At 56.2% G+C, this 21153-nt stretch carries 21 protein-coding genes; all 21 read right to left on the bottom strand.

Translation table 11 applies throughout. The annotated features are described in order from the left end of the window. Positions 1-13: 13 nt before the first annotated feature. Positions 14-853: an ABC transporter substrate-binding protein gene (locus EGY12_RS07420; protein ID WP_089181463.1), complete on the bottom strand. Its 840-nt coding sequence runs from the start codon at positions 851-853 to the stop codon at positions 14-16. A 168-nt stretch (positions 854-1021) separates the two neighbouring features. Continuing rightward, on the bottom strand, positions 1022-1756 hold the full coding sequence (gene phoU / locus EGY12_RS07415) for a phosphate signaling complex protein PhoU (protein ID WP_016929613.1): 735 nt from the start codon (positions 1754-1756) through the stop codon (positions 1022-1024). Positions 1757-1767: 11 nt separating this feature from the next. After that, a complete protein-coding gene (gene pstB, locus EGY12_RS07410) occupies positions 1768-2538 on the bottom strand; it encodes a phosphate ABC transporter ATP-binding protein PstB (protein WP_016929614.1) in 771 nt (256 codons plus the stop codon). A 54-nt stretch (positions 2539-2592) separates the two neighbouring features. Beyond that, the gene (gene pstA / locus EGY12_RS07405; RefSeq protein WP_019455481.1) at positions 2593-3483 is read right to left on the bottom strand and encodes a phosphate ABC transporter permease PstA; all 891 of its coding nucleotides are present in this window, start codon (positions 3481-3483) and stop codon (positions 2593-2595) included. 1 nt (position 3484) lies between these two features. Next, the gene (pstC, locus tag EGY12_RS07400; RefSeq protein ID WP_004933822.1) at positions 3485-4441 is read right to left on the bottom strand and encodes a phosphate ABC transporter permease PstC; all 957 of its coding nucleotides are present in this window, start codon (positions 4439-4441) and stop codon (positions 3485-3487) included. 91 nt (positions 4442-4532) lie between these two features. Beyond that, positions 4533-5573, bottom strand: coding sequence for a phosphate ABC transporter substrate-binding protein PstS (gene pstS, locus EGY12_RS07395; RefSeq protein WP_073532588.1), 1041 nt, complete (start codon positions 5571-5573; stop codon positions 4533-4535). Positions 5574-5908: 335 nt separating this feature from the next. After that, positions 5909-7738 (bottom strand): glutamine--fructose-6-phosphate transaminase (isomerizing), encoded by a 1830-nt coding sequence (glmS, locus tag EGY12_RS07390; RefSeq protein WP_123893013.1) that lies wholly within the window; start codon positions 7736-7738, stop codon positions 5909-5911. 152 nt (positions 7739-7890) lie between these two features. Next, positions 7891-9264: a bifunctional UDP-N-acetylglucosamine diphosphorylase/glucosamine-1-phosphate N-acetyltransferase GlmU gene (glmU, locus tag EGY12_RS07385; protein ID WP_123893012.1), complete on the bottom strand. Its 1374-nt coding sequence runs from the start codon at positions 9262-9264 to the stop codon at positions 7891-7893. 290 nt (positions 9265-9554) lie between these two features. Then, entirely contained in the window at positions 9555-9974 is a 420-nt protein-coding gene (locus tag EGY12_RS07380; protein WP_004933814.1) for a F0F1 ATP synthase subunit epsilon, read from the bottom strand. Between the two features lie 20 nt (positions 9975-9994). Next, a complete protein-coding gene (gene atpD, locus EGY12_RS07375) occupies positions 9995-11377 on the bottom strand; it encodes a F0F1 ATP synthase subunit beta (protein ID WP_033631385.1) in 1383 nt (460 codons plus the stop codon). 32 nt (positions 11378-11409) lie between these two features. Next, positions 11410-12273, bottom strand: coding sequence for a F0F1 ATP synthase subunit gamma (atpG, locus tag EGY12_RS07370; RefSeq protein ID WP_004933811.1), 864 nt, complete (start codon positions 12271-12273; stop codon positions 11410-11412). A gap of 59 nt (positions 12274-12332) precedes the next feature. After that, on the bottom strand, positions 12333-13874 hold the full coding sequence (gene atpA / locus EGY12_RS07365; protein ID WP_122016995.1) for a F0F1 ATP synthase subunit alpha: 1542 nt from the start codon (positions 13872-13874) through the stop codon (positions 12333-12335). Positions 13875-13886: 12 nt separating this feature from the next. Continuing rightward, complete coding sequence (gene atpH / locus EGY12_RS07360; protein WP_033649565.1) at positions 13887-14420, bottom strand: F0F1 ATP synthase subunit delta; 534 nt, start codon at positions 14418-14420, stop codon at positions 13887-13889. 14 nt (positions 14421-14434) lie between these two features. Then, positions 14435-14905: a F0F1 ATP synthase subunit B gene (gene atpF / locus EGY12_RS07355; RefSeq protein ID WP_004933804.1), complete on the bottom strand. Its 471-nt coding sequence runs from the start codon at positions 14903-14905 to the stop codon at positions 14435-14437. 57 nt (positions 14906-14962) lie between these two features. Continuing rightward, a complete protein-coding gene (atpE, locus tag EGY12_RS07350) occupies positions 14963-15202 on the bottom strand; it encodes a F0F1 ATP synthase subunit C (RefSeq protein ID WP_004093904.1) in 240 nt (79 codons plus the stop codon). A 49-nt stretch (positions 15203-15251) separates the two neighbouring features. After that, a complete protein-coding gene (atpB, locus tag EGY12_RS07345) occupies positions 15252-16031 on the bottom strand; it encodes a F0F1 ATP synthase subunit A (RefSeq protein WP_015376132.1) in 780 nt (259 codons plus the stop codon). A 22-nt stretch (positions 16032-16053) separates the two neighbouring features. Continuing rightward, positions 16054-16437, bottom strand: coding sequence for a F0F1 ATP synthase subunit I (gene atpI / locus EGY12_RS07340; RefSeq protein WP_004933796.1), 384 nt, complete (start codon positions 16435-16437; stop codon positions 16054-16056). 639 nt (positions 16438-17076) lie between these two features. Continuing rightward, complete coding sequence (gene rsmG / locus EGY12_RS07335; protein WP_015379471.1) at positions 17077-17697, bottom strand: 16S rRNA (guanine(527)-N(7))-methyltransferase RsmG; 621 nt, start codon at positions 17695-17697, stop codon at positions 17077-17079. Between the two features lie 138 nt (positions 17698-17835). Beyond that, positions 17836-19725 carry a tRNA uridine-5-carboxymethylaminomethyl(34) synthesis enzyme MnmG gene (mnmG, locus tag EGY12_RS07330; RefSeq protein ID WP_033631384.1) on the bottom strand — a complete coding sequence of 630 codons (1890 nt, stop codon included), beginning with the start codon at positions 19723-19725 and terminating at the stop codon, positions 17836-17838. Positions 19726-20106: 381 nt separating this feature from the next. After that, positions 20107-20547: an FMN-binding protein MioC gene (mioC, locus tag EGY12_RS07325; RefSeq protein ID WP_123893011.1), complete on the bottom strand. Its 441-nt coding sequence runs from the start codon at positions 20545-20547 to the stop codon at positions 20107-20109. 100 nt (positions 20548-20647) lie between these two features. Then, positions 20648-21109: a transcriptional regulator AsnC gene (gene asnC, locus EGY12_RS07320; protein WP_004933786.1), complete on the bottom strand. Its 462-nt coding sequence runs from the start codon at positions 21107-21109 to the stop codon at positions 20648-20650. Positions 21110-21153: the final 44 nt, after the last annotated feature.

Below are 21153 nucleotides of genomic sequence, written 5' to 3'. Positions count from 1 at the left end.
GCGAGCGATTAAATCAGGCTTTCGGTTGCTGATCCAAAGGCGCGATTTTGAAATCGCCGCGCGGTTGGGCAGATTTGGTTTCCGGCCCGAACCAGCGATCGTAAATCTTAACCGCTTCACCGTCTTTTTCCAGTTTGATCAACGTCTCGTTCACCGCGGCGGTCAGGCGATCTTCGCCCTTGGGAATACCGACGCCCTGGTACTCTTTGGTCAGGCTGAACGGTGAAATTTCAAACTCCGCCTTCTGCGCCGCCGGCAGGTTGCCAAGCAGGCCGACCAGCTTGGCGTCGTCCTGAGTGATCGCCTGCACGTTGCCGTTACGCAGCGCCACGAACGCCAGCGGAGTGTCATCGTAAGAGATCACTTTCGCCGTCGGGAAACGCTCGCGCAGGGTGATTTCCTGCACCGTGCCCTTGTCCGCGCCGATGCGCAGCTTCTTGATGTCTTCCGGGGTTTTCAGCACGCCTTTGCGAGCGATGAATTTCTGGCCGGTGGCGAAGTACGGCACGCTGAAGTTCACTTCCTTGGCGCGCTCGTCGGTAATGGTGAAGTTGGCGGCGATCAGGTCAACCTTCTTCGACACCAGCAACGGAATGCGGTTGGCCGGGTTGGTGGCGCGCAGCTCCACTTTTACCCCCAGCGCTTTGCCGATCGCATCGGCGACGTCCACATCGTAGCCCACCAGCTTTTTGCTCTGCGGATCGATGTAGCCGAACGGCGGGTTGCTGTCGAACACCGCGATACGCACCACGCCGGCTTGCTTGATATCGTCAAGTTTGTCCGCGTGCGCGGCGCCGGCGGCGAGGCCGGTCAGACTGGCTAACAACGTTAAGGCCAAAGCGCGATGTTTCATAGAAAGCTCCTAAGTGGTTGATGTCCTGCTGGCGGATAAGCTAGCAAGCGCCACATAGGTCAGGAAATAATATAAAAAGCTATGTTTATAACCTTTTTATCTTTACGCGCTTAAGATGGAATAAAGGCGCGGGAAACCGCGCCTTTGAAGGATATTACCCGGAAAGGGTTAGTCGGCCTTTTCGTCTTTACCGCCCGGAGAGAGCAGCTTTTCCAAGGCGTCGCCGCCCAAATGACGAAAGTCCTGCCCTTTGACGAAATAGAAGATAAATTCGCAGATGTTCTGGCAGCGGTCGCCGATGCGCTCGATAGAACGGGCGCAGAACAGCGCGGTCAGCACGCTCGGAATAGTGCGTGAGTCTTCCATCATGTAGGTCATCAGCTGGCGCACGATGCCTTCGTATTCCTGGTCGACCTTTTTATCTTCGCGATAAATACGGATCGCCTCGTCCAGATCCATGCGCGCAAACGCGTCCAGCACGTCGTGCAGCATCTGCACGGTGTGGCGCCCCAGCGACTCCAGGCTGACCAGCAGCGGCTGGTGCTGGTGCGAAAACTTTTCCAGCGCGGTGCGGCAGATTTTGTCCGCCACGTCGCCGATGCGCTCCAGCTCGGAAATGGTTTTGATGATCGCCATCACCAGGCGCAGATCGCTGGCGGTCGGCTGACGCTTGGCGATGATGCGTACGCAAGCTTCGTCGATCGCCACTTCCATCATGTTGACCTTGGCGTCGCCTTCGATCACGCGCTTGGCCAACTCGCCATCCTGATTGTGCATCGCGGTAATGGCATCGGTCAGTTGCTGCTCCACCAGCCCGCCCATGGTCAGCACCTGGGTGCGGATATGCTCAAGCTCTGCGTTGAACTGGCCGGAAATGTGTTTGTTTAAATTCAGGTTATCCATGATGCTTCCTATCAACCATAACGGCCAGTGATGTAGTCTTCAGTCTGCTTTTTCTGCGGCGCAGTGAACAGGTTATCAGTATCACTGAACTCGATCAGCTCGCCCAGATACATAAATGCGGTAGAGTCGGAGCAGCGCGCCGCCTGCTGCATGTTGTGCGTCACGATCACCACGGTGTAATCGGCCTTCAGCTCGCTGATCAGCTCTTCAATCTTGCCAGTGGAGATCGGATCCAGCGCCGAGCATGGCTCATCCAGCAACAGCACTTCCGGACGAATGGCGATGCCGCGGGCGATGCACAGACGCTGCTGCTGGCCGCCGGAGAGGCTGTAGCCGCTCTGGTGCAGCTTGTCCTTGGTTTCGTTCCACAGCGCCGCCTTGGTCAGCGCCCACTGCACGCGCTCGTCCATATCGGCGCGCGACAGCTTTTCAAACAGGCGAACGCCGAAGGCGATGTTGTCGTAAATCGACATCGGGAACGGCGTCGGCTTCTGGAACACCATGCCGACCTTGGCGCGCAGCAGCGCGATATCCGAGTTGTCGGTCAGGATGTTCTGGCCGTCCAACAGGATGCCGCCTTCCGCACGCTGTTCCGGGTACAGCTGATACATCTTGTTGAAGGTGCGCAGCAGGGTGGACTTGCCGCAGCCGGACGGGCCGATAAACGCGGTGACCTTGTTTTTGGCAATATCCAGCGTGATGTTCTTCAGCGCATGGAATTTGCCGTAGTAGAAGTTCAGATCGCGTACCTGAATTTTGCTGCTGGAAGCGTCAGTAACCATACTCATCAAGACTTCTCTCTTTTCATCAGCGCCGCCAAAGCGGCGCTCAAAATTTTATGAATGCTTTTTCTTGGCGAAAATCACGCGCGCCAGGATATTCAGTAACAGTACGCACAGGGTGATCAACAGCACCCCGGCCCAGGCCAGCTGTTGCCATTCGGCGAACGGGCTCATGGCGAATTTGAAGATGGTCACCGGCAGGTTGGCGATCGGCTGCATCAGGTCGGTGCTCCAGAACTGGTTCGACAGCGAGGTGAACAGCAGCGGTGCCGTTTCCCCCGCGATGCGCGCAATCGCCAGGAGCACGCCGGTGATGATGCCGGACACCGACGCCTTCAGCGTGATGGCGGAAATCATGCGCCATTTTGGCGTACCCAGGGCGTACGCCGCCTCGCGCAGCGTATCCGGTACCAACTTCAGCATGTTCTCGGTGGTGCGAATGACGATCGGCACCTGCAGCAGCGCCAGCGCCACGATGCCGGCCCAGCCGGAGAAGTGTTCCATCTTCGCCACCACGATGGTGTAAACGAACAGGCCCACCACGATCGACGGTGCGGACAACAGGATATCGTTGATAAAGCGGATCACTTCCGCCAGCCAGGATTTACGGCCGTATTCCGCCAGGTAGATGCCGGCCATGATGCCCAGCGGCGTACCGAAGATGGTCGCCCACAGGATCAACAGGCCGCTGCCGGCGATGGCGTTGGCCAAGCCGCCGCCCGCGGTATTCGGCGGCGGGGTCATTTCGGTGAACAGCGCCAGCGACATGCCGTCGAAACCTTTGGTGACGGTGGCGATCAGGATCCAGATCAGCCAGAACAGCCCGAACGCCATGGTCGCCATCGACAGGAACAGCGCGAGGCGGTTTTTCTGCCGGCGCCAGGCCTGCATTTTACGGCGGCTTTCCGCCAGAACGACTGCGTTTTGCATATCCATCGTCGCCATGTTAACGCCCCTCATTCTTGGCCAAACGCATGATCATCAGTTTCGACAGCGCCAGCACGATAAAGGTGATAACAAACAGAATCAGGCCCAGCTCCATCAACGCGGCGGTGTGCACGCCGGACTCGGCTTCGGCGAATTCGTTGGCCAGCGCCGAGGTGATGCTGTTGCCCGGCATGTACAGCGAAGCGCTGTCGAGCTGGTAGGTGTTACCGATGATAAAGGTCACCGCCATGGTTTCCCCCAGCGCGCGGCCCAGCCCCAACATCACGCCGCCGATGACGCCGTTTTTGGTGAACGGCAGCACGATGCGCCAGATGACTTCCCAGGTGGTGCAACCGATGCCGTAGGCCGACTCTTTCATCATCACCGGCGTCTGTTCGAACACGTCGCGCATGACCGCAGCGATGTAAGGAATGATCATGATCGCCAGGATCACCCCGGCGGCCAGGATGCCGATGCCGAAGGCCGGGCCGGAGAACAGCTCGCCGACGATCGGAATGCCCGACAGCACTTCGCCCACCGGCGTCTGGAAATATTCGGCGAACAGCGGGGCGAACACGAACAGGCCCCACATGCCGTAGACGATGCTCGGGATGGCCGCCAGCAGCTCAATGGCGATGCCCAGCGGCCGCTTCAACCAGTTCGGCGCCAGTTCGGTCAGGAACAGCGCGATGCCGAAACTCACCGGCACGGCGATGATCAGCGCGATAAGCGAGGTGACCACGGTGCCGTAGATCGGCACCAGTGCGCCGAACTGCTCCGCCGGCGCGTCCCACTCTTTGGTCCACAGGAAAGCGAAGCCGAATTTCTGCATGCTTGGCCAGGAGGCGAAGATCAGCGAAACGATAATGCCGCCCAGCAACAATAGGGTAATCAGCGCCGCCAGTCTCACCAGCGCGCTGAAAATGATGTCACCGTTTTTGCCCGGTGCTTTGATGGTCGGCTTGTACTCAGCCATAGATTACTCTCTGTTTGAACCCTGGCAGCCCCAACCGGGATCGGAGCCTGAAGAACTGTGTGGGGCGCGGCGAACCCGCGCCCCTGCGTTGTTAGTACAGCGCTTTACCTGAACTGTCTTTTACGTTGGTTTTCCAGGCCGCGCGCACCTGCTCAACCACTTCTTTCGGCAGGGTGGCGTAATCCAGCTCGTTAGCCTGTTTGCCGCCGGTTTTGTAAGCCCAGTCGAAGAACTTCAGCACTTCGGCGCCCTGAGCAGGGTTTTTCTGCTCTTTGTGCACCAGGATGAAGGTGGTGGAGGTAATTGGCCACACGTTGTCGCCTTTCTGGTCAGTCAGATCCTGAGCGAAGGTCTTGCTCCAATCCACGCCTTTGGCCGCGTTGCTGAAGCTCTCTTCGGTCGGGCTGACCGGTTTGCCGTCGGCGGAAACCAGCTTGGTGTAAGCCAGGTTGTTCTGCTTGGCGTAGGCGTATTCTACGTAGCCGATAGAGCCAGGCAGACGCTGGACGAAAGCGGCGATGCCGTCGTTGCCTTTACCGCCCAGACCGGTCGGCCAGTTAACGGTAGAACCGGCGCCAATCTTCTCTTTCCACTGCGCGTTGGCCTTGGACAGGTAGCTGGTGAACACGAACGAGGTGCCGGAACCGTCGGCGCGACGCACCACGGCGATGTTCTGGTCAGGCAGTTTCACGCCTGGGTTCAGCTTGGTGATAGCCGGATCGTTCCACTTTTTGACGTTGCCCAGGTAGATATCGCCCAGGGTTTTGCCGTCCAGAGTCAGTTCGCCGGATTTGATGCCCGGGATATTCACAGCCAGCACTACGCCGCCAATCACGGTCGGGAACTGGAACAGGCCGTCAGCCGCCAGCTTGTCGTCAGACAGCGGGGCGTCGGAAGCGCCAAAGTCAACGGTGTTGGCTACGATTTGCTTCACGCCGCCAGAGGAGCCGATGCCCTGATAGTTAACTTTGTTGCCGGTTTCTTTCTGATAAGAATCTGCCCACTTGGCGTAAACCGGAGCGGGGAATGTCGCACCTGCACCGGTCAGGCTGGCAGCAGCGAACGCGGACACGGTGGTCAGGGAGAAGGTCGCTGCCACAATACTGGCGACGGTGGTACGCATCAGTTTCATAATCCCTCCTAATGGGATATTTAAAATCGACTTCGAGTCGTTTTAATCAGAGTAAGTATTGCTGCAGGAGGGAAAATAGGACAGTTTGGTGACAGAAAAATGTACGCAATATGACAGTTATATTACAACGCGTTTGAGGGGTATTTGTTTATTTATAAATCAATTGATTAGCTAAAAAACAGCGCAATTGCCAAGCAATAAAAAACCGTTTGGTCACGCCCTATCCGCTTGAATATGACAATGTTTATCGCCGAATCGGCATCGCCGTCATCTTTTACGACGCTCATGAAAAAAGCCGGCGCTAGGGCCGGCTTTTGCAGTTTACCTGCGGCAGATTACTCTACGGTGACGGACTTCGCCAGGTTGCGCGGCTGGTCAACGTCGGTGCCTTTGATCAGCGCCACGTGGTAAGACAGCAGCTGCAACGGCACGGTGTAGAAGATAGGCGCCACGATTTCCTCGACGTGCGGCAGAGGAATGATGGTCATGCCTTCACTGCTGACGAAGCCGGCGTCCTGATCGGCGAACACGTACAGCTGGCCGCCGCGCGCACGCACTTCTTCAATGTTGGACTTCAGCTTTTCCAACAGTTCGTTGTTCGGCGCCACCACAATCACCGGCATGTCGGCGTCGATCAGCGCCAGCGGGCCGTGTTTCAACTCGCCCGCCGCATAAGCTTCGGCGTGAATATAGGAGATCTCTTTCAGCTTCAGCGCCCCTTCCATGGCGATCGGATACTGATCGCCGCGGCCGAGGAACAGCGCATGGTGCTTGTCGGAGAAGCCTTCCGCCAGCGCTTCGATCTCTTTATCCATCGACAGCATCTGCTCGATACGCGCCGGCAGCGCCTGCAGGCCGTGCACGATCTCCTGCTCCACGCTCTGCGCCATGCCTTTCAGGCGGCCCAGGCGCGCCACCAGCATCAACAGCACGGTGAGCTGCGTAGTGAAGGCCTTGGTCGAGGCTACGCCGATTTCCGTGCCGGCCTTGGTCATCAACGCCAGATCGGATTCACGCACCAGCGAAGAGCCGGCCACGTTACAAACGGCCAGCGAACCGAGATAACCCAGCTCTTTGGACAGGCGCAGCGCCGCTAATGTGTCGGCGGTTTCGCCGGACTGCGACAGGGTGATGATCAGGCTGCCCGGACGCACCGCCGATTTGCGGTAACGGAATTCGGACGCGATCTCGACGTCGCACGGCACGCCGGCCAGCGCTTCGAACCAGTAACGCGCCACCATACCGGAGTGATAAGAAGTACCACAGGCAATAATCTGCACGTGCTGCACCTTGGCCAACAGCTCATCGGCGCGCGGGCCCAGCTCGCTCAGGTTGATTTGGCCATGGCTGAACCGCCCTTCCAGTGTGTTTTTCAGCGCCAGCGGCTGTTCGTAAATCTCTTTTTGCATGTAGTGGCGGTAAGCGCCCTTGTCGCCGGCGTCATACTGCACTTGGGATTCGATCTCAGGGCGCTCGATGGCGTTACCCTGCTTGTCGAAGATGTTGACGGTGCGGCGAGTCACTTCCACCACGTCGCCTTCTTCCAGGAAGATGAAGCGGCGAGTGACCGGCAACAGCGCCAGCTGATCGGAAGCGATGAAGTTTTCGCCGACGCCGCGGCCGATAACCAGCGGGCTGCCGGAGCGCGCCGCGACCAGTACGCTCGGATCGCGGCTGTCCATCACCACGGTGCCGTAGGCGCCGCGCAGCTGTGGGATCACGCGCTGAACCACTTCCAGCAGCGTACCGCCCTGCTGTTGTTCCCAATGCACCAGGTGCGCAATCACTTCGGTGTCGGTTTCGGAGCTGAAGCGATAACCGCGTTCGATCAACAGTTCGCGCAGCGGTTCGTGGTTTTCGATGATGCCGTTATGCACCACGGTAATGTAGTCGGAAACATGCGGGTGCGCGTTCGCCTCGGTCGGCTCACCGTGCGTTGCCCAGCGGGTGTGAGCGATGCCGGTACCGCCGTGCAGATCGGTCTGCTCCGCCGCTTCGGCCAACTTTTGCACCTTGCCTACGCGACGCAGGCGGCTGACGTTGCCCTGCGCGTCGACCACTGCCAGACCGGCGGAGTCATAACCGCGGTACTCAAGACGACGTAAACCTTCCAACAGAATTTCTGCGATATCACGTTGCGCTACTGCGCCTACAATTCCACACATCAGTTGTATTCCTAATGAGCGCCCTTCATGGGCGTTTTCGATGCCTTGACCTGATTTTTGCCGGTTTTTACCGTGCGCCCCCCGAGCCTGTAGATGGTAGGGGTTATTATGTTTTGTATTGGGCTCGTGAACGGAGCCCAACGCAAAACACACTATGACTTCTTCTTCACCGGACGTTGCCAGCCCTGAATGTGCACCTGCTTGACGCGGCTCAGCACCAGTTCGTTCTCGGCGATATCGCGCGTCACCGTGGTGCCGGCGGCGATGGTGGAGCCTTTGCCGACCGACACCGGCGCCACCAACTGGGTATCGGAACCCACGAACACGCCATCACCGATCAGCGTCTTGTGCTTGTTGGCGCCATCATAGTTACAGGTGATGGTACCGGCGCCGATATTAACATCATCGCCGATTTCAGCATCGCCCAGGTAGCTGAGGTGGCCGGCCTTGGAGCCTTTGCCCAGACGCGCCTTTTTCATTTCCACAAAGTTGCCGACGTGAGCCCCTGCAGCCAGCTCCGCGCCTGGGCGCAGGCGGGCGAACGGCCCCACGGTGCAGTCGGCCTCCAGCACGCTGTCTTCCAGCACGCTGTAAGGACTGATCTCGCAGTCATCGCCGATCACGCAGTTTTTCAGCACGCAGCCGGCGCCGATTTTCACCCGGTCGCCCAGCTTGACGTGACCTTCGATAATCACATTCGCATCAATAGTGATGTCGCGGCCGTGAACAAGCTCCCCGCGCAGATCGAAACGTGCCGGATCCAGCAGCATCACGCCGGCCAACAGCAGCTTTTCAGACTGTTCCGACTGGAAGACGCGCTCCAGGGTCGCCAGCTGCAGGCGGTTGTTCACGCCTTCCACTTCGCTCAAACGCGACGGGTGCACGGTTTCAATTTTCTTGCCGTCGGCATGGGCCAACGCAATGATATCGGTGATGTAAAACTCGCCCTGTGCGTTGTCGTTATTCAACATCCCCAGCCAGCGCTTCAGATCGCGCCCGTTCGCCACCAGAATGCCGGTATTGATCTCGTTAATCTGGCGCTGTTTCTCGCTGGCATCCTTGTGTTCGACGATGCCCACCACGTTGCCCTGCTCGCGCACGATGCGGCCGTAACCGCTCGGATCGTCCAGCTTGACCGTCAGCAGACCGATGCCGCCCTGCGGCTTGGCCGCCAGCAGGCGTTGCAGCGTATCCACCGAGATCAACGGCACATCGCCGTACAGCATCAGCACGTCTTCATCGTCGGCAAAGTGCGGCGCGGCCTGCTGCATCGCATGACCGGTACCCAATTGTTCAGCCTGCAGCACCCAGTTCAGTGCGCCGTCAGCCAGCGTGCTTTTCAACAAATCGCCGCCGTGACCGTATACCAGGTGAACATGTTGCGCGCCCAGTTTCATCGCGGCATCAATGACGTGTTGCACCATCGGCTTGCCGGCCAACGGATGTAAGACCTTGGGAAGATCGGAATACATGCGTGTTCCCTTGCCCGCGGCGAGGATAACCACGCTCATTGCGCTGTTCGACATAAGCAACCTGATAACTCCATTTTGATAGACGAAAGTAAAACCGTTTAGCGACGATATTACTACATATTTTTCTGCACGAACCCGGCGCAGGCCGCGTGGGCCTTGGCCTGCCGCTATCGCGGCCAATTCGGCGTCGGGACGAAAAAACTGTCGGCGATCGGCGACGTTTCTTTCCCGATATCAGGGGTTATACACCACACTGTCCACCGGGCTGAAATGCTTATTTTAAAGTAAAAAAAAAGCGACCCTATAGGCCGCTTTCTTAAAGTTGGGTGCTATGCACCCAAACATTACATCGCTTTTCTGGTGAGCTCGATAACGCGCAGTTTTGCGATCGCTTTCGCCAGTTCAGCGGATGCCTGAGCATAGTCGACATCGCCATGAGAGCTGCGAATGTGTTCTTCAGCTTTACGCTTAGCTTCCAACGCTCTCGCTTCGTCGAGGTCAGTACCACGGATAGCAGTGTCCGCCAGCACGGTAACCACGCTCGGTTGCACCTCGAGGATGCCACCGGACAGGTAGATGAACTCTTCTTCACCGTGCTGCTTAACAATACGCACCATGCCAGGCTTGATGGCAGTCAGCAGCGGCGCATGGCCAGGGAAGATCCCCAGTTCACCTTCGCTGCCTGTCACCTGGATCTTCTGCACCAGGCCGGAAAACATCTGTTTTTCCGCGCTGACTACATCCAGATGGTAAGTCATAGCCATATCACCCTCCTCTCAAGGCGTTACAGTTTCTTGGCTTTTTCCACTGCTTCTTCAATGGTGCCAACCATGTAGAACGCCTGCTCCGGCAGGTGGTCATAGTCGCCGTCCATAATGCCTTTGAAACCACGGATGGTGTCTTTCAGCGATACGAACTTGCCCGGAGAACCGGTGAAGACTTCTGCCACGAAGAACGGCTGAGACAGGAAACGTTGGATCTTACGCGCACGGGATACAACCAGTTTGTCTTCTTCAGACAGCTCGTCCATACCCAGGATCGCGATGATATCTTTCAGTTCCTGATAGCGTTGCAGAATAGACTGCACGCCACGCGCTACGTCGTAGTGCTCCTGGCCAACGACCAGCGGATCCAGCTGACGGCTGGTGGAATCCAGCGGGTCAACGGCCGGGTAGATACCCAGAGAAGCGATGTTACGGCTCAGTACCACGGTTGCGTCCAAGTGCGCAAAGGTGGTGGCTGGTGACGGGTCAGTCAAGTCATCCGCAGGAACGTAAACGGCCTGTACGGATGTGATGGAACCGGTCTTGGTCGAGGTGATACGTTCTTGCAGAACGCCCATCTCTTCCGCCAGCGTTGGCTGATAACCTACCGCGGATGGCATACGGCCCAGAAGTGCGGACACTTCGGTACCGGCCAGGGTGTAACGGTAGATGTTGTCAACGAACAGCAGTACGTCACGGCCTTCGTCACGGAATTTCTCCGCCATGGTCAGACCGGTCAGCGCAACGCGCAGACGGTTACCTGGTGGCTCGTTCATCTGGCCGTAAACCAGGGATACTTTGTCCAGAACGTTGGAGTCGGTCATTTCGTGGTAGAAGTCGTTACCCTCACGAGTACGCTCGCCCACGCCCGCAAACACGGAATAACCGGAGTGCTCGATCGCGATGTTACGGATCAGCTCCATCATGTTTACGGTTTTACCTACGCCCGCACCGCCGAACAGACCAACTTTACCGCCCTTGGCGAATGGACAAATCAGATCCATTACCTTGATACCGGTTTCCAGCAGTTCCTGGGAGTTGGACAGCTCTTCGTAGCTTGGCGCCGCGCGGTGAATCGCCCAACGCTCTTCTTCGCCGATGTCGCCTTTCATGTCGATCGGTTGACCCAATACGTTCATGATACGGCCCAGGGTAGCTTTACCCACCGGCACTTCAATCGGGTGATCCAGGTTGTTCACTTTCAGACCGCGACGCAGACCGTCGGAGGTCCCCATTGCGATACAGCGAACCACGCCACCGCCCAGCTGTTGCTGAACTTCCAACACCAGTTTTTCGGTGCCGTTTTCTACCTCAAGGGCATCGTACACTTTTGGTACGGCATCCTGAGGGAACTCGACGTCCACCACGGCGCCGATTACCTGGATAATCTTTCCAGTAGCCATCTTGAATCCTCTACGTAATTCGTAAACCTAGCTTAAACCGCGGAGGCTCCCGAAACGATCTCGGTGAGTTCCTGAGTGATGCTGGCCTGACGCGCCTTGTTGTATACCAACTGCAGCTCTTTGATCAGGCTACCGCCGTTATCGGTTGCGGCTTTCATCGCGACCATTCGTGCGGCCTGCTCGCTGGCCAGGTTTTCCACGACGCCCTGATAAACCTGCGACTCCACATAGCGGCGCAGCAAGGTATCAAGCAGCACTTTTGGATCGGGTTCATACAGGTAATCCCAAGGCGTTTTCTTCAGCTCTTCGTCATCGGCTGGCGGTAACGGCAGCAGCTGAAGCACCTGCGGCTCTTGGGACATCGTATTAACAAATTTGTTGCTGACAATGTACAGCTTGTCCAAACGACCTTCGTCGTAGGCCTGCAGCATCACTTTCACCGGCCCGATCAGATCCGACAGGGAAGGTTTGTCCCCCATGCCGGTCACCTGGGCAACCACGTTGCCGCCCACGGAACCAAAGAAAGAGGCTGCTTTAGAGCCAATCAGCGCCAAATCGGTTTCGACGCCTTTTTCGGACCAGGCTTTCATCTCCGCCAGCAGCTTTTTGAACAGGTTGATGTTCAAGCCGCCGCAGAGACCACGGTCAGTAGACACCACCAGATACCCGACGCGCTTAACGTCACGCTCATCCAGGTACGGGTGCTTGTACTCCAGATTCCCTAACGCAAGGTGACCAATCACTTTGCGCATGGTCTCTGCATAAGGACGGCTGGCCGCCATGCGATCCTGCGATTTACGCATTTTGGAGGCGGCGACCATTTCCATCGCTTTAGTGATCTTTTGCGTGTTTTGCACGCTAGCGATCTTACTACGTATCTCTTTTGCGCCGGCCATCTCTGCTTCTCCTCAGTGCCAGACGGCCTGCTGTCTTTCAACAGCAGGACCGTTCGGCGTTACCAGGACTGGGTTTTCTTGAAGGTCTCGAGGATGTCTTTCAACTTGCCCTCGATCTCATCATTGAAGTTGCCAGTTTGGTTGATGTGGTTCAGCAGTTCGGCGTGCTCGCGGTCCGCATAGGCTACCAGCGCGGCTTCGAAGCTCACCACTTTGGCAACTTCGACGTCGTTCAGGTAACCGCGTTCTGCGGCAAACAGCACCAGAGACTGTTGTGCAACCGACATCGGCGCATACTGTTTCTGTTTCAGCAGCTCGGTCACTTTCTGACCGTGGCTCAGCTGTTTGCGGGTCGCGTCGTCCAGATCGGATGCGAACTGGGAGAATGCAGCCAGTTCACGATACTGCGCCAGCGCGGTACGGATACCACCGGACAGTTTCTTCATGATCTTGGTCTGCGCGGCGCCACCAACACGGGATACGGAGATACCCGGGTTAACTGCCGGACGAATACCGGAGTTGAACAGGTTGGATTCCAGGAAGATCTGACCATCGGTAATCGAGATTACGTTGGTCGGAACGAACGCGGAAACGTCACCCGCCTGGGTTTCAATGATCGGCAGAGCGGTCAGTGAACCGGTTTTACCTTTGACTTCACCTTTGGTGAAGGCTTCAACGTATTCGGCGTTAACGCGCGCTGCACGCTCCAGCAAACGGGAGTGCAGATAGAATACGTCGCCTGGGTAAGCTTCACGACCTGGCGGACGACGAAGCAGCAGGGAAATCTGGCGGTAAGCAACGGCCTGTTTGGACAGGTCATCGTATACGATCAGCGCATCTTCACCGCGGTCACGGAAGTATTCGCCCATTGCGCAACCGGCGTATGGCGCCAGGTATTGCAGTGCAGCGGATTCGGAAGCGGTCGCCACCACCACGATGGTGTTGGCCAGTGCGCCGTGCTCTTCCAGCTTGCGCACCACGTTAGCGATGGTGGACGCTTTCTGGCCGATAGCCACGTAAACGCATTTGATGCCGGAGTCGCGTTGGTTGATGATCGCATCGATCGCCAGCGCGGTTTTACCGGTCTGACGGTCACCGATCACCAGCTCACGCTGGCCACGGCCGATTGGAATCATGGCGTCAACGGATTTGTAGCCAGTCTGAACCGGCTGATCAACGGACTGACGCTCGATAACGCCTGGCGCGATAGCTTCTACCGGAGAGAAGCCGTCGTTCTCAATCGGGCCTTTGCCGTCGATTGGTGCGCCTAGGGTGTTAACTACGCGGCCCAGCAGACCACGACCGACTGGAACTTCCAGGATACGGCCGGTGCATTTCACCTTCATGCCTTCGGCCAGATCCGCGTACGGACCCATAACCACGGCACCTACGGAGTCGCGCTCCAGGTTCAATGCGATTGCGTAACGGTTGCCAGGCAGCGCGATCATTTCGCCCTGCATAACTTCGGCCAGGCCGTGTACGCGGATGATCCCGTCGCTGACGGAAACGATAGTACCTTCATTGTGAGCTTCGCTCACTACATTGAACTGAGCAATGCGCTGCTTGATCAGTTCGCTGATTTCGGTGGAATTCAGTTGCATGCTCCAGTCCCCTTAAGACTGCAAGACGTCTGTCAGGCGTTCAAGACGACCGCGAACGCTGCCATCAATCACCATATCGCCGGCGCGAACAACGATGCCGGCCAGTACAGACTTGTCAATTTTGCAATTCAGCTTAACTTTGCGTGACAGACGTTTTTCCATCGCAGCGGCGATTTTCGCCTGCTGTTCGTCGCTCAGCGCGCTCGCAGAGAGCACTTCGACTTCGACGGTGGATTCCAGCGAGGCGCGCAGTTCGATGAACTGCTGCAGCACGGCAGGAAGAACCAGTAAACGTCCATTTTCGGCCATTACACGGATAAAGTTCTGGCCATGTTCGTCGAGCCGATCGCCACAAACCGCGATGAACGTCTTGGACAGCGTTTCTGGCGCGACCGCGCCAGACAGCAGTTCAGAAATCTGTTCATTGCGAGTGACTTCAGCCGCAAACGCCAGCATTTCCTGCCAGCGCTCTACGCTTTGGTGCTCAACGGCAAAGTCAAAAGCTGCTTTGGCGTAGGGGCGAGCTACAGTTACAAATTCAGACATCAGCCCCTCCCTCCTTACAGTTCAGCGACCAGTTTATCAACGATGTCGCTGTTAGCAGCTTCATCCACGGAACGTTCGATGATCTTCTCGGCGCCGGCAATTGCCAGCATCGCGACTTGCTTACGCAACTCTTCACGAGCGCGCTTACGTTCGGCTTCGATCTCAGCCTGAGCCTGCGCCACGATTTTGTTACGTTCCTGCTCGGCTTCGGCTTTCGCTTCATCCATGATCTGAGCTTTGCGTTTGTTCGCTTGCTCGATGATCACCTGAGCTTCTGCTTTAGCAGTTTTCAGCTGGTCGGTCGCATTGGCTTGCGCTAAGTCCAGATCTTTTTTGGCACGCTCTGCAGAAGCGAGGCCGTCAGCGATTTCTTTCTGACGTTTCTCGATGGCAGCCATGATCGGCGGCCATACGTACTTCATGCAGAACCAGACAAACAGAACGAACGCGATGGCCTGGCCGAGGATTGTTGCGTTAAGATTCACAGCACAATGCCTCTTTAAAAGTTAATAGTTTGGTTACGTCGTAGAGGGTTACTCTACTTACGCGACGGCGAACATCACGTACAGACCCAGACCTACAGCGATCATCGGGATGGCGTCGACCAGACCCATAACGATAAAGAACTGTGTACGCAGCAGAGGAATCAGGTCAGGCTGACGAGCAGCGCCTTCCAAGAATTTACCACCCAGGATGCCGATACCGATCGCAGCACCGATTGCCGCTAAACCCATCATCACAGCGGCAGCCATGTACAGCAGATCCATACTCAGGTTTTCCATGACAGTCTCCAGTTTGTTTCAGTTTAAAAGTGCAAGTGTTTTAAGAAAATCAGTGCTCTTCAGACGCCATCGACAGATAGACGATCGTCAGAACCATGAAAATAAAGGCTTGAAGCGTAATGATCAGGATGTGGAAGATAGCCCAAGGCAAGCTCAGGACCCACTGTGACCACCACGGCAACAGGCCAGCAATCAGGATGAAGATCAACTCACCCGCATACATGTTGCCGAACAGTCGCAGACCCAATGAAACAGGTTTGGACAGCAGGCTGACACCTTCAAGAATCAGGTTGATAGGAATGAATACAGGGTGGTTGAACGGCTGCATGGTCAACTCTTTAACGAACCCGCCAACGCCTTTCATTTTGATGCTATAGAACAGAATCAGGATAAACACGCCCAGTGCCATCGACAGCGTGACGTTCACGTCGGCGGTAGGCACAACGCGCAGCGCAGGCAAGCCGAGGATGTGTTCGCCAACGTAAGGCAGGAAGTCGATGGGCAGCAAGTCCATCAGGTTCATCAGGAATACCCAGACAAACACGGTCAGCGCCAGCGGCGCAATCACCTTGCTCTTGCCGTGGTACATGTCGCGCACGCTGCTGTCGACGAAACCGACCACCAGCTCCACGGCGGTTTGCAGTTTACCCGGCACGCCGCTGGTGGCGTTTTTGGCCACTTTGCGGAAGATCACCAGGAAAAGCGCCCCGAGGACGACGGAGAAAAACATCGAGTCGATGTTGATCGACCAGAACCCAGTCCCGACCTGAAGCTGCGTCAGGTGGTGACCGATATACTCCTGTGGAGTCAAGACTTCTCCTGCAGACATGATGCCTCTTACCCTTATTTAGTTAAGTTCGGTAACTGTTAATCACGGCCGGTGCCACTATCTGCACCACTAACACCGCTAAATAGGTCAGGCCAAGCGGTATAAACTCCGCCTTGAACACCCCCAGCGCCACGATCAGCAAAACGATGGTGATCACGACCTTTAGCCCCTCGCCGATGGCGAACGACCAGGCAACCCTACCGGGCGCCGGCGTTTGCGCCTGATGGCGCAAGGCAAACAGCATAAACATTGCACTCGGCAACCAGGCGGCGAGACCGCCTGCCAACGCCGAAGCGCTCCATTCCGGGCTTTTCAGCCAGAAAGCAACGCTGATCAGAACAAAAGTCATTAACTGCAAAAACAGCAGTTTGCGTGCGACTTTCCCGCTGTAAAGGGACACAGACATGACGTTTGTTCTCTCCGTACCCCAGAGGGGGTATGCTGAGTGACGTATACAACTGTTTTTGCTGTCCTGAGTCAAGCAGCAAAAAACGAGCAAATTATACGGGGCATACCAACGAATTCAATCGATAAGTAGCGAAAAGGTGAACAATTATTTAAATTTCCCTATTCCAGCCTATTTTCACAAGAAAACGGTCGGAATAATAGGGCGCATTTAATTGTCTGATTATTCCAGCGTTGCGTTTAGAAACGCGAAGCCGATCACAGTAATGTCTCTTCCTGATTTATAGCCGATGGTCAACCAAACCGTCTTTAGCAATTTGAGTGATCAAAAGATTATATAAATCAAAACATTATAAGTTAACTGTTCAAAAACAATCCGTATACCCGATGAAAACCTTTTATTGACAAGCAGCGGGGCAATATTCCAACAGCCAATTAACATTAGCAGCAAAGACCAATCTTTCGCACATGGTTGCTAACGTGACTATTTCTAAATGCAATTACTCTATTGTCGCTAATTAGCCGCGCTTTTTGTGTTAATAGAAAGTAAATTAACTAAAAAAAGCGGCCAATTAATTAGCCTGCTTACCTTTCTGCCTGATACTACCTTTAATTCACGCTTGTTTGATCAAAAGCAAACTCAGTTTGCCTTAAGAATCACCAGATGGCGTTCGCCTTCCAGTTCAGGCACCTGCAGCCGCACGATGGACTCCAGGCTAACGCCTGCCGGCAGCTGCGTCAGCTCTTCATCCGGGCGCACGCCTTTCAAGGCGTAAAAGCGCCCCTGCCCTTTCGCCGGCAGGTGATGACACCAGGACAGCATATCCTGCAGCGAAGCGAATGCGCGGCTGATCACGCCGTCGAACGGCGGCTCGGCCGGGAATGCTTCAACGCGGCTCTGCACCGGCTCGATATTGTTCAGGCCCAGCTCATGCTGCACCTGACGCAGGAAACGCACGCGCTTGCCCAGGCTGTCGAGCAGCGTGAAATGCGCGTCCGGGCGCACGATAGCCAGCGGAATGCCCGGCAAGCCCGGGCCGGTGCCGACATCGATAAAACGCGAGCCCTGCAGATGCGGATTAACCACGATGCTATCGAGGATGTGGCGCACCAGCATTTGCTGCGGATCGCGAACCGACGTGAGGTTATAAGCCTTGTTCCACTTATCCAGCATGCCGACATAGCCCAGCAGCTGCTGTTTCTGCTGATCGGGCAGCTCAATGCCTGCTGCCGCGAGCAGCGAGTCTAATTTTTTTTGCACAACGGATCCTCTGGCAGGCGCTGAACGACCAGCGAATGGTTAGCTGGCGCAATGAGGCGACTATGATAATTCAGGGCGCAAGTGATGTCAGCGGCCGTTTGGCTACGGGATGAACAAACGGCCGCCTGAATGCGAGATTTATGCGCTGCGGCGCAGCAGTCCCTGCTTTTTCAGCCAGATCAGCAAAATTGAGATTGCCGCCGGCGTAATGCCGGAGATACGCGAAGCCTGGCCGATGGAATTCGGCTTGTGATCGTTCAGCTTGGCGATCACCTCGTTCGACAGCCCCGAAACCTGACGGTAATCGAGATCCAACGGCAGCACGGTATTCTCGTTGCGCTGCTGTTTTTCGATCTCTTCCTGCTGGCGAGCGATGTAGCCTTCGTATTTGACCTGGATCTCGACCTGTTCGGCGGCTTGCACGTCGTCCAGCGGCGGCGCAAAGGCGTCGGTGCCGGTCAACTGCGCGTAATCCATCTCAGGGCGGCGCAGCAGCTCTTCGCCGTTCGCTTCACGCGACAGCGGCGCTTTCAGCAGCGCATTGACCTGTTCGACGTTCTCGGCATGCGGGTGCATCCAGATGTCGCGCAGGCGCTGACGTTCGCGTTCGATTCGCTCCAGCTTCTCGCTGTAACGCGCCCAACGCACGTCGTCCACCAAACCCAATTCACGGCCTTTTTCCGTCAGGCGGAGATCGGCATTGTCTTCGCGCAGCATCAGGCGATACTCGGCGCGTGAGGTAAACATGCGGTACGGCTCTTTGGTGCCGAGAGTGCTGAGGTCGTCCACCAGCACGCCCAGGTAAGCCTGATCGCGACGTGGCGCCCAGCCTTCCTGTTCGTCGGCGAAGCGCCCGGCGTTCAGACCGGCCAGCAGGCCCTGCGCAGCGGCTTCTTCATACCCGGTAGTGCCGTTGATCTGACCGGCGAAGAACAGCCCCTGAATAAATTTGCTTTCCAGCGTCGGTTTCAAATCGCGCGGATCGAAGAAATCGTACTCGATGGCGTAACCAGGGCGAATAATACGCGCGTTCTGCATCCCTTCCATCGAACGGACGATCTGCATCTGTACGTCGAACGGCAGACTGGTGGAAATCCCGTTAGGGTAAATCTCGTTGCTGGTCAGGCCTTCCGGCTCGAGGAAGATCTGGTGCGCGTTGCGATCGGCAAAGCGCATGACCTTGTCTTCGATCGACGGGCAGTAACGTGGGCCAATCCCTTCGATGATCCCGGCATACATCGGGCTGCGATCGAGGTTATTGCGGATCACGTCATGGGTTTTTTCATTGGTATGGGTGATGTAGCACGCCATTTGTTCCGGATGCTGGCTGGCATCGCCCAGGAACGAGAATACCGGTACCGGCGTATCGCCGTGTTGTGGCGCAAGTACGCTGAAATCGATAGTGCGGGCGTCGATGCGCGGTGGCGTACCGGTTTTCAAGCGGTTAACGCGCAGCGGCAGTTCTCGCAAACGCTGCGACAGCGAGATCGAAGGAGGATCCCCGGCGCGGCCACCGCTGTAATTCTCCAGGCCGATATGGATCTTGCCGTCCAGGAAAGTGCCGACAGTCAATACCACCGCCTTGGCGCGGAATTTCAGGCCCATTTGAGTTACGGCACCCACCACGCGATCGTTTTCGACGATCAGATCCTCAACAGGTTGCTGGAAGATCATCAGGTTGGGCTGGTTCTCCAAGGCAGTACGGATCGCCTGGCGATACAGCACGCGATCTGCCTGAGCGCGCGTGGCGCGTACGGCAGGGCCTTTGCTGGCGTTTAGTATCCTAAACTGGATGCCTGCATGGTCGATCGCCGTCGCCATCAGGCCGCCGAGTGCATCAATTTCCTTAACCAGATGCCCTTTACCAATACCGCCAATCGCCGGGTTGCAGGACATCTGTCCCAGCGTATCGATATTGTGTGTCAATAATAAAGTCTGACGTCCCATGCGCGCCGCGGCCATGGCGGCCTCGGTACCTGCATGGCCACCACCGATGATGATGACGTCAAATTGATCTGGATAAAACATGGAACTGCACCTCGCCGTATTGCGAACGATCGTTATTTGCCCTGGGGTGGGGGATTCTACTCAAGTTTAGACGATCGACCAAGTGGTCAGGATCGTCGGTAATTAAAAGAAGATCTTTTTTATTTAAAGATCTCTTTATTAGATCTCTTATTAGGATCGCGATCCTCTGTGGATAAGTGACTATTCACGATGAAGATCAGCAGATTAAGGAGGATCGTTTGCTGTGAATGATCGGTGATCCCGACGCAGATAAGCTGGGATCTAAAAGACTTGTTATGCACAGGACAAAAAGCGCACTACGGTTGTTATTGGGATAACTACGGCTTTTACCCTGCTTTTAAGTATAGTTATCCACAATCGTTCGCGCGATCTTTAGGCGAATTAGAGTAAAGTAATCCAGTTTTTTACCCATTCCTCGGCCGGATCCTCGGGAATTTCATGCTCGGTCACGTCGATCTCGAGACGATCGCCGATCCTTTTCGCGCCTCTGGCGATCAACAGATCGTCGATCTGTTTGATCGCACCGCAGAAGGTGTCGTATTCCGAACTGCCCAAACCGACGGCACCAAACTGCACCTCGGAAAGATCCGGCTGTTGTTCGGCGATCTGTTCCAGCAGCGGCTGAAGGTTATCCGGCAGTTCGCCGGCGCCGTGCGTGGAGGAGACCACCAGCCAGCGGCCGGTCAACGGCAGTTCATCCAGTTCAGGGCCGTGCAGCATCTCGGTAGAGAAACCCGCGTCTTCCAGCTTTTCAGCCATATGTTCAGCCACGTATTCGGCGCCGCCAAGCGTACTGCCACTGATCAGAGTTATGTCTGCCATGAACCAACGATCCCAACCTTCTCACTCAAAGTGGCTGCATTGTACGCTGTGAATCGGCTGGGATCTACCTGTGGATAATGTGGGTATGCAATTTGGCGGGTTACGGCACGATGGTGCGCATAATGGGGTTCTGCAGCGAGATCAGCGTTTCGGTAGACTGGATCTCGTCGATGGTCTGGATCTTGTTGATAAGTACCTGTTGCAGCGCGTCGATCGAGCGGCACATCACCTTAATAAAGACGCTGTAGTGGCCGGTGGTGTAATAGGCTTCCACCACTTCTTCCAGGCTTTCCAGCTTCTTCAGCGCTGAAGGATAGTCTTTGGCGCTCTTTAATATGATGCCGATAAAGCAGCACACGTCGTAGCCCAGCTGTTTGGGGCTGACGTCGATGCGCGCGCCGGTGATGATCCCGGCCTGTTTCATCTTCTCTACCCGCACATGAATGGTGCCGGGGCTGACGGCGAAGTTTTTCGCCAGTTCGGCGTACGGTGTGCGCGCGTTGTCCATCAGAGCGTTGAGGATGCCACGATCGAGATTATCGATCTGATAAATTTCCGCCATTTAATCCCCCATTAATTAGCGATTGTTGAATTCTGTCCGGGTAA

The organism is Serratia sp. FDAARGOS_506, assembly GCF_003812745.1.
Taxonomy (GTDB): domain Bacteria; phylum Pseudomonadota; class Gammaproteobacteria; order Enterobacterales; family Enterobacteriaceae; genus Serratia.
Note: the sequence above shows the minus strand (reverse complement) of the source record. Positions and strands in the feature narration are given on the sequence as shown.